Below are 11,505 nucleotides of genomic sequence, written 5' to 3' on the forward strand. Positions count from 1 at the left end.
ATGTTAGTAATTTGCCTCATTATTGTACTTGCAGTGATTATTGTCCTGCGTAATCAAGATTTACGGCTACGATATGTAACCGGACCTATTTTTAAAGTATTTAAAAAGGTATTGCCGGCAATGTCTACAACCGAGCAGGAGGCAATGGAAGCAGGGGATATCTGGTGGGACGGAGAAATTTTTAGTGGTCGGCCAGACTGGCAGAAGATGCATCAATACCCAGATGCGCAGATGTCGCCAGAGGAACAAAGTTTTTTAAATAATCAAGTTGAAACCTTGTTAGACATGTTGGACGACTTTAAAATTGTTCACCAGGATAAAGATTTACCACCCGAGGTATGGCAATACCTGCGTGATAACGGCTTTTTTTCGCTGATAATAGGCAAAGAATATGGTGGTTTAGATTTTTCAGCAACGGCTAATTCTTCGATTGTCGCTAAGATAGCCAGTCGCAGTGTCAGTGCCGCGGTTTGTGTGATGGTTCCTAACAGCTTAGGTCCTGGTGAGCTGTTGACCCGTTATGGCACTGAGCAACAAAAAAACTTTTGGTTGCCTCGTTTAGCCGATGGCCGCGAGCTTCCTTGTTTTGCGTTAACGGGTCCTGAAGCGGGTTCAGATGCCGGCGCGATCCCAGATAAGGGCATTATCTGTGAGGGAGAGTTTGAGGGGCAAAAAACACTCGGGATCAAGCTTACATGGAATAAGCGCTATATTACGCTAGCCCCTGTGGCAACAGTGTTAGGTTTGGCGTTTAAGTTATCTGATCCGGAACAACTGCTTGGTGGTAAAACCGATTTAGGCATCACTTGTGCGCTGATCCCAACGGCTCACCCAGGGGTTGAAATCGGCGATCGCCATTTTCCTATGGGATTGGCATTTATGAATGGCACCACATCAGGCAAAGATGTTTTTATTCCCCTTGAGTGGATTATTGGTGGACCTGATTATGCAGGCAAAGGCTGGCGTATGTTGGTTGAATGTTTATCTGCGGGTCGGGGGATATCATTGCCGGCTTTAGCAACGGCAATCGGTCATACTGCGGTAAAAACAACGTCTGCCTACGCCGCGGTGCGCAAACAATTTGGTTTATCTATTCAAAAATTTGAAGGAGTACAGGAATCACTCGCCCGGATTATCGCAAATACTTATACGCTAGAAGCTGCGCGTAAATTTACCACCTCTGCATTAGACAGTGGTTTTAGTCCTTCAGTGGTGACCGCAATCAGTAAATATCATATGACAGAAATAGGTCGTCAAATTATGAATGACAGCATGGATATCCATGCTGGTAAAGCCATTCAGTTAGGCCCTAAAAACTATTTAGGTCATTTATATTGGGGCGTACCTGTTGCTATTACGGTTGAGGGCGCGAATATTTTAACCCGAAATTTAATGATTTTTGGGCAAGGTGCGACCCGATGCCATCCATTTGTTTATCAAGAAATGCAAGCGGCAGCAGATCAGAATGAGCAAAGAGGCAGAGAAACTTTTGATCAGCTATTTATCGGCCATGTGAAATTTACCGCGACCAATTTTGTCCGTTGTTTGGCACACGGTTTGACTTTAGGTAAATTGAGTCAGACCCCAGTCAGTGGTGAAACCGCCCATTATTACCAACAATTAAATCGGTTAAGTGCCGGTCTGGCGCTTGCAACAGACATTTCTATGGGCGTATTGGGCGGTGCATTAAAACGTCGTGAAATGATATCAGCGCGGCTTGGAGATGTATTAAGCCAGATTTATTTAGCCAGTGCCATTTTAAAACGCTATGAAGAAGATGGTCGTCAGCGCTGTGACCTGGCAACAGTACATTATGCGCTGAAAACCTGTTTATACGAAGCGGGACAAGCGTTTGATGGCTTTTTTGCTAATTTTACACCAACCTGGTTAGCTGTGATCTTAAAACGAGTGATTTTTCCGTTTGGCATTAATTATCATAAACCGGAAGATGAAATCGCGGTCGCCGTTTGTGACCACATTTATAATTATCCGGCACTACGTAAACGCTTGAGTCGTTTATGTTATACAGGTCGCAGTGCCGAGCAATCGACCGCTGCTGTTGAAGCGGCTTACCAAGCAATGCGTCAGTGCAAAAATATCGAACAAAAGGTGCTGCGGGCACAAAAAGATGGCCAACTAAACAAACGTCAACCTTGGTCTGATACCATAGATCAAGCGCTTGCGGCTAACATCATATTGGCCAATGAAGCTGAGCAGTTAAAACAAGCAGATGAGTTACGCAAAAAAGCCATTGCAGTTGATAGTTTTGATAAAGAGCAATTGCCGTGACCTTGATAAGGGTGTTAACCTTAATGACTTTTTAACAGCCTGAAGTAAAGTCATGTCATTGATGATAGATATTGAAGGGGTTGAGCTGCAAGCGGAAGAAAAAGAACGTTTGCGCCACCCCTTTGTGCATTCCGTTATTTTATTTGCCCGAAATTATCAATCGCCGGCTCAAATCACTCGGTTGAGTCAATCCATTCGTACTGCTGCTGGCAAACCAGTGATCATTGCCGTTGATCAGGAAGGCGGGCGTGTACAGAGATTTATTGATGGATTTACTCGGCTGCCGTCAATGCGCTCACTTGCTCAGTATGCGCAGGAAAAATCCGATTTATCCGCGCTCACCGCGGTCGCTTATGTCATGGCCTGTGAGCTGAACGAAGTGGGCATTGATTTAAGTTTTGCGCCTGTTTTAGACTTGGACGGTATTTCTGATGTAATAGGGAGTCGGAGTTTTGCCCAGGATGCCAACTCAGTGACCCTATATGCTAATGCCTATATAGAAGGCATGCATCTGGCGGGCATGTCTGCCGTTGGTAAACATTTTCCGGGCCATGGTAACGTTAAAGCAGATACGCATTTCCATCAAGCTGTCGATACCCGTTCGGCAACCCAGATAAAAGAACTGGATATGGCGGTATTTAAACATTTTATTGAGGCAGATAAATTGCAAGGTATTATGCCTGCACATGTTGTTTACCCTGCGATTGATAAATATTCGGCAGGTTTTTCTAAAATCTGGTTACAACAAATTTTAGCCACCGAGCTTGGTTTTAACGGCATTATTTTTAGTGATGACTTGTCTATGCAAGGTGCACATGCGGCCGGTGACTACTGTGAGCGAGCGCAGGCGGCACTCGCAGCGGGATGTAATATTATTTTAGCGTGCAATAATGCAGCTGCGCAAAAACAAATTCTGGCTAACTTTAATACTCAAATCGACACTGGAAGTTTAATTAAACTTAGATCACTGACGGCAAGTGATTTATATCAATCAACGAACCAGCGTAAACATTTAGAGCTGTTAGCATATGGTAAAAAAGTGGCCGCTGAACTGGCTGGCGAGTAACTTTTAATAAGGAATAAGATGTCAAAACCTGAGTTAAAATACGTGAATTCAATATTATTTGTTTGTTTAGGTAATATTTGCCGTTCTCCAACTGCCCATGCAGTATTTAGGCAATTGGCCCAAAGTAAACTTCCCAACATACAAATTGATTCGGCTGGAACAGCTGGTTACCATACGGGGGCTAAACCAGACAAAAGAGCAAAATCAGCAGGGGAGCAACGCGGTTATGATTTTTCTTCGATTAGTGCACGGCCAGTCGTTGCGGAAGACTTTGAGCACTTTGATTTGATTTTGCCAATGGATCGACAAAATTACCAAGACTTAATAGACCAAGCTGATCCACAATATCATTATAAGATTGTGATGTTTTTGGAGTTTGCAAAAAACTATCCAGACGTAGACGAAGTACCGGATCCTTATTATGGCGGCAGCAAAGGATTTGAATATGTATTGGATTTAGTAGAAGATGCTTCTCATGGGCTGCTTGAACAGCTTTCTTGAAATAGATTAAATGAATTAAAGGCAGGTAAATAGAGTGACAAATTGGTCTCCTAACTCATGGCGCAATTTTCCGATAGTGCAACAACCTAAATACCCAGATGCAGAGCAGGTAGCTGAGGTAGAAAAACAATTAAGCAGTTTCCCACCTCTGGTGTTTGCGGCCGAAGCACGCGCATTAGAGCAACATCTGGCAGGGGTTTCTCGTGGTGATGCATTTTTGCTGCAAGGCGGCGATTGTGCCGAATCTTTTGCTGATTTTAATGCCCCCAAAATACGTGATACCTTTAAAACTTTATTACAGATGGCTGTGGTTTTAACCTTTAGTGGTAAGTGTCCGATTGTTAAGGTGGCACGTATGGCGGGTCAGTATGCTAAACCGAGATCTGATGATATGGAAACGCGTGATGGCATCTCACTGCCTAGCTATCGCGGTGACATTATTAATGGATTTGAGTTTACTGAAGCGGCTCGTATTCCTAACCCTGAAAATTTGATTAAAGCTTATCATCAGTCGTCTGCAACATTGAACCTATTGCGTGCTTTTGCACAAGGGGGGTTAGCGGATTTACATGAAGTAAACCGCTGGAACTTAGACTTTGTAAAAAATTCTCCGGTTAGTGAAAAATATCATGATGTGGCAATGCGTATTCAAGAGGCGTTGGGTTTTATGGAAGTTTGTGGCATCAACCCAGCAAATACGCCATCGATAAAAGAAACCGAACTTTTCACTTCGCACGAAGCATTATTATTGAATTACGAAGAAGCTTTAACCCGTCGTGATACCTTAACGGGTTTATGGTACGACTGCTCAGCGCATATGGTTTGGATTGGAGAACGGACACGTCAGCTTGATCACGCGCATATTGAGTTTTTCCGTGGTATTAATAATCCAATCGGCGTAAAAGTTGGGCCCGGCATGCAACCAGATGAGTTAATTAAATTGATTGATGCACTAAATCCATCAAACAAACCCGGCCGTTTAACTTTGATCACTCGGATGGGCGCTGACAATCTTGCCGGTAAGTTACCAGAATTAGTGAAACGGGTTAAACAAGAAGGGCGTAACGTCGTTTGGATTAGTGATCCCATGCACGGCAATACGGTAAAAACAGACAATGGTTATAAAACGCGTGATTTTAATGCGATTTTACGCGAAATTCAGGCGTTTTTTGCAGTTCACCGTAGCGAAGGCACCTATGCCGGTGGTATTCACTTGGAGATGACAGGGTTAGATGTCACCGAATGTACAGGGGGCGCTTATAAAATTTCGGCACAGGATTTGGAACGCCGTTATGAAACCCAATGTGACCCAAGATTAAACCAAAATCAGGTGTTAGAGATGGCTTTTAACATTAGTGATACGCTAAAAACAGCGCGTTCAGATTATCTTGCAAGCAGAGGTTAGTTTGTTTTAGCTAAATTTCCCTCGGCTACTGTATGGCTGGGGGAAATCTGTTTATAATAGCTTTTTATTTTTGAATTAGTATCAGGGCTACATGCACTTATTTGTAAATGATTTAACGGTTATCGATTTTTCTTATCTGGACGCTAATCGCGGTATTGTTGGCGAAAGCTGGATAGTGGATGTGTCGCTGATCGGAAGTTTAAACGAGCAAAAAATGGTATTAGATTTTGGTGTGGTCAAAAGCCAGATAAAATCTATTATTGATCAAGAGTTTGATCATAAGCTGCATATTGGCGAAGATTCGCCAGCCTTGAAAGAAAAAAAATTAAATGGCGATAATCTAGATGTTATTTACCGCACGGACGATTTAGAAACCATCTATATGTCTGCACCGCCTAACGCTTATTGTTTTTTACCAACCGACCGAATTGATATTTATAGTGTTTTGCCATTGTTGCGCGCAACTATAATGCGTCATATGCCAGATAACGTTGAAGACGTTATCTTTAATCTACGTGCAGAAAAGATAGATTCTGAATATTACCATTATAGCCATGGTCTTAAACATCATGATGGTAACTGTCAGCGCATTGTACATGGTCACAGATCTAAAGTGATTGTTGAAGAAGATGGCAAACCGAGCCGCCAATGGCAGGAGTATTGGGCTAAACGTTGGCAAGATATTTATATTGGAAGCGAATCTGATTTAGATTCAGATCTGTTGAACCATTTTTGTGAACAGCAGGATTTAAATCCAGATAATTATCTGGCTTTTTCTTATACAGCCAGCCAAGGCGATTTTAAGTTGGTGTGTGCTAAGTCGATCAGCGATGTAATCGACAGAGACTCAACAGTCGAATGTCTTGCTGAATTTATGCTTGAAACTATGCAAGCGCAATCGCCGCGTAGCCATTTTAAAGTACTGGCGTTTGAAGGGGTTTCGAAAGGAGCCATTGCACAAACAGGAGCTTAACATGCGTACTCTGGCTATTAGCCTGGTAGGGGTTTTATTTTTTGCACCAAAACTTTGCGCACAGGATTATCGGGTTTTAGCTCAAAACTTAACGCAAGGCGGCTTTTTAAAAGCACAAGCAAAAAACTGTCAAAGTTATAAAATAAAAGAAGTTAATGCGGAAAAAGCACAAGCGGGACACTGTACCCAAGATGGTTTTTTTATTGCCGGCTTTTCGCGTGATGCTGGCCCGACAGCCGAGCTGACGATAAATTATAAAAATGGTGAGCTTTTATCAAAATCTCTGCCGATAAAACAACGCGAATATCAAATTGACCGTATCGAAGGGGTCCCTCAAAAAACCGTAACGCCTCCTGAGTCTGTATTAACTCGGATACGGCAGGAAAATGGTCAAATTTATGCTGCTCGTAATCACTTTAGCGAGCAAACGTTTTTTTTAACAGATTTTATTTGGCCAGCCAAAGGACGTATTTCCGGTGTATATGGTAGTCAGCGTTATTTTAATGGAACGCCCAAAAGACCACATTATGGTTTAGATATCGCAGCACCCAAGGGTGATCCTGTGGTGGCGCCGGCGAACGGTATTGTCAGGTTAGCACACCCTGATATGTATTATTCTGGCGGGACTATGATTTTGGATCATGGTTATGGTTTTACCTCAACTTTTATTCACTTATCTAAGCTGACAGTTAAAGAAGGTCAAATGGTTAAACAAGGGGATAAAATTGCTGAAATAGGGGCTAGTGGCCGGGCGACAGGTCCTCATTTAGACTGGCGTATCAACTGGTATAACGTTCGTTTGGATCCAGCCTACTGGGTGGTTGAAGGTGGTCATAAAAATTAAACATTAATTTGCCCCTTACGCTCTTGATTAATTTTTAACCAAGTTCTATTATGTTAAAAAAATTAGATAAAAGGACTTGGTATGCGTATTGCTTTTTTATTGATATTGATCACCTGTAGCTTACTGACAGGCTGTGATTATGAATCCGAATACAATCTTCATTCGGGGATGCAAGAATATAAACCCACTCAATTTTTTAAGTCGGGCAAACATGTTTTTAAAAACTCGGCCACCAATGAATATATAGCGCTTAATGTTTTTAACTCTATGGTTGCTGTGCGTAAAGTAAAAATGAGCACAAAAACCAAACCCAACGCGCATTATTTTTATAAACTCTATCATGATGGCTCCATGAAGGTAGGCGACTATTTAGCGTTTAAAACGTCAGGTACGGGTATCAATCGTAAATATTCATATTTTGCATTTACATTTTTAGGCGAAGAGCGTGGTTTTACTTGGATACAGGCTAAGTCTGGCACTAAAGTGACTTCTCGCAAACAACTAGTGTCGTTAATCAATGAAAACAAAACCAGTAATGGAAAACAATATAACAAAGTTGGCGCGAGTGAAGCGCAACGTGTGCTAGCTCACATCGAATTTTTAAATAAAAAGTCGGCTAATGAAACCACCAATTCCAGCAATACAAATACAAGTGTACCGTCAGGTATTTCTGCTTATGATGTCGGCGATGCTGTGTATTTAGTGGATGAACCTGGTATAGGAACTGTCAGCATTATTCGAGTTGATAGAACAAAAAATCTAATTAAAATTCGTCGTCCCGATAAAACAGTGGCATGGTTAAAACCAAACCAGGTGAGTATCAACCCTGTAAATGGTGTGCGCTACGTTGTATGTTTACATAATAAAACAAGCGCTCCCATCAAATTAACTTATCGCTGGGCAGATAGCTCTGAGTGGAAGAGTTTAACCATTCAAAAGACTTATCGCCATTGGTTTAGTCATCCAAAAGATATCAAAATGTATGTTAAATACGATAAAGACCTGTCCTCAACTCAAACCATGCAAGAGTATTATTTATTGCGTAAAAAATCGACTGTAGGCCAAGACAAAATAGATTGTGAACAGGGTACGCATTATGATTTTACAACAAAAGGCAATACCCTGAACCTAATTAAAGCCAGTTAACTTGCTGTGACTTTTTTCCAGGCCGTGGTCGCAGATTCATCAATAACCGTCATTTGGCTAAGTTCGTTAACCGCGTCACTTAGCTGAATGACTGAGTTAAATAATTCACCATTTCTAATATAAAAAACCGTATACTCTTGGTTCAACGCCAGATTATTAACGACATTCGCAAAGTTGCTTTTACTCACTACAATATTATCAATTGCAATAATATTGTCCTGAACGCTAATACCTGCTTTTTCGGCTGGGGAGTCCTCTAGCACTTGCATCACTTCAATACCGAGTTTTGATTCTTTAAACATAAAACCAAGATAAGGGTTATGTGCATCTGATGAAGTTTCTAATAATGATGTCGCTTTAGAAGGGACTTGTTTTAGTTCAACACCAAAATCTGCTAATAGCTCAGTTAATGGGATAGGGGTTTTGTCATTTAATAACTTATAAAAGGTTTCTTGAATCTGAGTTGAATGAGCACCAAACGTATCCGATGAAATAAGGCCATTTACAATATCAATTATTGTATTTAATTGCGTGCCTTTATACTCAGCCCCTTTATTTACAAAATCAGCCCATAAAAGACGCATAACATCATCTAAAGATTTAGTTGCGTTTGTCACCTTACGAATCGTTAAATCAAGCCATAAAGCCAATAACGAGCCTTTGGTATAATAACTAACGATATTATTAACCGCATCAGGTCCTTGTTGATAAAACTTTGTCCATGTATAAAAACTCGACTCAATTAAATTTTGTTTTAGCTGACCCTTGCCTCGGTTTACACGGCTTATTGTTTGGCTTTTAAGTTTTAAATAATCTTCAAACGATATAATGCCAGTTCTGAACAAGCTAAAATCATCATAATAAGAAGTAATGCCTTCAAACGCCCATAATTGTTTAGTGTAACTTTCACTGTTTAAAGGATACGGTACGAATTCTTCGGGTTTTATTCTGCAGACGTTCCAGTTATGAAAATATTCGTGTGAAACCAAACTTAAAAAAGTTTTATATCCATCTGATAATTCATTTGGTTTATTGACGTTTGGAAAATCAAAGGTTGAACATAACAATGCTGTAGAGTTTTTATGCTCTAATCCACCAAAACCGCTTGGCAGAATGTTTGTTAAAAACCAGTATTCTTTAAAAGGAGGGGTACCGCCCGTTTTTTGTTCAAATAAATCGATATGGTGCTGACAAAGCTTAATAACATCGTTAACCACTCGCTTAGTATCGGCGTAGTGTTTACCGTTTAATATTAAATAATGTGGTGTGCCTGATACCTCAAATTCCAGATGTGTAAAATCACCAATTTCAACTGGACAATCAATCAATTCAGCATAATCATCACTGTAATATTGACCAAAGCTATAAACCGATGTTTCTGTTGCTCTTTGTAAACCAGTAGCAACCTTCCAATTATCAGTAAAATTAGGCGCTAGTAGCTCAACTTTATGCTTTTGGTGTTGAAATTCATTCACACAAATAAATAAGCTAGTGCCATTAAAAAACGCTCTATTTTGATCTAAATAAGCGGTTCTTACTGAACTGTCAAACGCATAAACCTGATATTCAATGGTGAATGCTTCACCACCAGTATGAATAGACCAGTTTTGCTTATCGATAAGCTTTATTGTTAGTGCTTCGCTGCCTTTTTTGGCACTCAAATTAATAATATTTTTAGAAAAATCACGGATCATGTATGAGCCAGGTATCCAGGCGGGTAAGGATAAATTCAACACTGACTGTTCGTGCTTGGGGATAGCTATTTTTATTTTAAAAATATGCTTATTTGCTTCATTAAAATTTACGCTGTACTGAATGCTCATTATTAAAATTCTAATTATCTTGGTTAGTTAACATTATAAATATTTTAATATTTATTTCTCTAAGCTTGTTAGCTTTCAGTTAGGCTAAATTTTTATTCTGTGTTTTGCAAATTTCCGGCGTTCAATCTCTTGTCTGTATGACTCGTTTTGCCTAAAGCCCATACCTCTTTAACAAAAAATTCAAGCCAGCCTTTCAATCAGGTATACTGCCTCGATATTCATATTTTAGTGTTAAGGACACGCAATGACAGTACAGCAACCAACAATCGAACGAAGTTTGTTTGGCACCTTACCTGATGGACAAAAAATTCATCAATTTGTGCTAAAAAATGCCCAAGGTACAGAAGCCACTATTATTGAATTTGGCGCTATCTTACAAGATTTAAAAACAGCCGATAAAAATGGTCAATTCGGCTCGATTGTTCTTGGTTACAAAACACTGGAAGAATATCAGACTAACCCGTTTTATTTAGGGGCGACCATAGGTCGTTATGGAAACCGTATTGCCAACGGTCAATGTTACATTGATGGTGTTAAATATACCTTTGATGTTAATAACGGTGAAAACCATTTGCATGGTGGTGTATCCGGATTTGATAAAAAAGTATGGACGGGTGAAACATTCAACAATGAAAATTGTGCCGGTGTTATATTAAAAACTATCAGTCCAGACGGAGATCAAGGTTACCCGGGCCGTTTAGAGCTGACGTGTGAATACCACTTAACGAATGACAATCAATTAATTATTAAATATTCAGCGACAACAGATAAAACCACCATCATAAACTTAACAAACCATAGTTATTTTAATTTAGCGGGTCGTGGTGATGTTTTAAATCACACTCTAAACATCCCAACATACAAAATAACTCCATTGAATACCCAACAAATACCGACAGGTGAAGTCAAAAACATTAAAAATACCCCATTTGATTTTACTCAAAGTAAAAAGATAGGGCAGGATATTGATGCTGACGATGAGCAAATAAAAATCGGCAGCGGCTATGATCACAATTATGTATTAGAGGGGCCAGTTGGTGAGCTTAAATTAGCGGCTCATGCTAGCGAGCCAAGCTCGGGTCGCGAAATTAAAATTTATACCACAGAGCCAGGGTTCCAGTTTTATACCGCCAATTGGATAAATAATATTAACAGCCATAACGGTGAGGTTTTTAATGAACGTGGTGCCTTTTGCATCGAACCTCAACATGTACCAGACGCACCGAACCAGCCACAATTTGATTCAACAGAACTGAAACCCGGTGAGCGCTATGTCAGTGAAATGCGCTATCAATTTTAATTAAACTGATCTCATTCGTTCTCTCAAAACTATCACTCGCGCAGTTAAAGCGCGAGTGCTTTAAAGCTAAATATTCGCTTTACCGTACCTGATAACCCTCTTATCGTATGTGGATAGATATAGCGCTTTTGTGCAATTAAAATGTTAATCAAAGGTAA

The 11,505-nt window shown here is 40.3% G+C and carries 9 protein-coding genes; 8 read left to right on the forward strand and 1 reads right to left on the reverse strand.

Annotation, left to right across the window (positions count from 1 at the left end):
• The 7 genes from C727_RS0109910 (at position 1) to C727_RS0109940 (ending at position 8,224) form a co-directional block, all read left to right on the forward strand.
• Entirely contained in the window at positions 1-2,289 is a 2,289-nt protein-coding gene (locus tag C727_RS0109910) for an acyl-CoA dehydrogenase (protein ID WP_017445482.1), read from the forward strand.
• Between the two features lie 52 nt (positions 2,290-2,341).
• On the forward strand, positions 2,342-3,355 hold the full coding sequence (nagZ, locus tag C727_RS0109915; protein ID WP_017445483.1) for a beta-N-acetylhexosaminidase: 1,014 nt from the start codon (positions 2,342-2,344) through the stop codon (positions 3,353-3,355).
• An 18-nt stretch (positions 3,356-3,373) separates the two neighbouring features.
• Complete coding sequence (locus C727_RS0109920) at positions 3,374-3,856, forward strand: low molecular weight protein-tyrosine-phosphatase (RefSeq protein ID WP_017445484.1); 483 nt, start codon at positions 3,374-3,376, stop codon at positions 3,854-3,856.
• Between the two features lie 34 nt (positions 3,857-3,890).
• A complete protein-coding gene (locus C727_RS0109925) occupies positions 3,891-5,261 on the forward strand; it encodes a class II 3-deoxy-7-phosphoheptulonate synthase (RefSeq protein ID WP_017445485.1) in 1,371 nt (456 codons plus the stop codon).
• Between the two features lie 91 nt (positions 5,262-5,352).
• Complete coding sequence (locus C727_RS0109930) at positions 5,353-6,234, forward strand: 6-carboxytetrahydropterin synthase (protein WP_017445486.1); 882 nt, start codon at positions 5,353-5,355, stop codon at positions 6,232-6,234.
• 1 nt (position 6,235) lies between these two features.
• Positions 6,236-7,078 (forward strand): M23 family metallopeptidase, encoded by an 843-nt coding sequence (locus C727_RS0109935; RefSeq protein ID WP_017445487.1) that lies wholly within the window; start codon positions 6,236-6,238, stop codon positions 7,076-7,078.
• 81 nt (positions 7,079-7,159) lie between these two features.
• Complete coding sequence (locus C727_RS0109940) at positions 7,160-8,224, forward strand: hypothetical protein (protein WP_017445488.1); 1,065 nt, start codon at positions 7,160-7,162, stop codon at positions 8,222-8,224.
• Here the strand turns inward: C727_RS0109940 and C727_RS0109945 are convergent.
• A complete protein-coding gene (locus tag C727_RS0109945; RefSeq protein WP_017445489.1) occupies positions 8,221-10,047 on the reverse strand; it encodes a M61 family metallopeptidase in 1,827 nt (608 codons plus the stop codon). The genes C727_RS0109940 and C727_RS0109945 overlap by 4 nt on opposite strands.
• A gap of 244 nt (positions 10,048-10,291) precedes the next feature.
• Here C727_RS0109945 and C727_RS0109950 point away from each other — a divergent pair, with 244 nt between their 5' ends.
• Positions 10,292-11,347, forward strand: a complete 1,056-nt coding sequence (locus tag C727_RS0109950) for an aldose epimerase family protein (RefSeq protein WP_017445490.1) — start codon at positions 10,292-10,294, stop codon at positions 11,345-11,347.
• The last annotated feature ends 158 nt before the right edge of the window (positions 11,348-11,505 follow it).

It is taken from the genome of Gayadomonas joobiniege G7, from assembly GCF_000300815.1.
GTDB classification, from domain to species: domain Bacteria; phylum Pseudomonadota; class Gammaproteobacteria; order Enterobacterales; family Alteromonadaceae; genus Catenovulum; species Catenovulum joobiniege.

Coding starts and splice junctions, on each gene's coding strand:
- C727_RS0109910 (WP_017445482.1), top strand. CDS start 1: ATGTTAGTAATTTGCCTCATTATTGTACTTGCAGTGATTATTGTCCTG.
- nagZ (WP_017445483.1), top strand. CDS start 2,342: ATGTCATTGATGATAGATATTGAAGGGGTTGAGCTGCAAGCGGAAGAA.
- C727_RS0109945 (WP_017445489.1), bottom strand. CDS start 10,047: ATGAGCATTCAGTACAGCGTAAATTTTAATGAAGCAAATAAGCATATT.
- C727_RS0109930 (WP_017445486.1), top strand. CDS start 5,353: ATGCACTTATTTGTAAATGATTTAACGGTTATCGATTTTTCTTATCTG.
- C727_RS0109940 (WP_017445488.1), top strand. CDS start 7,160: ATGCGTATTGCTTTTTTATTGATATTGATCACCTGTAGCTTACTGACA.
- C727_RS0109920 (WP_017445484.1), top strand. CDS start 3,374: ATGTCAAAACCTGAGTTAAAATACGTGAATTCAATATTATTTGTTTGT.
- C727_RS0109935 (WP_017445487.1), top strand. CDS start 6,236: ATGCGTACTCTGGCTATTAGCCTGGTAGGGGTTTTATTTTTTGCACCA.
- C727_RS0109950 (WP_017445490.1), top strand. CDS start 10,292: ATGACAGTACAGCAACCAACAATCGAACGAAGTTTGTTTGGCACCTTA.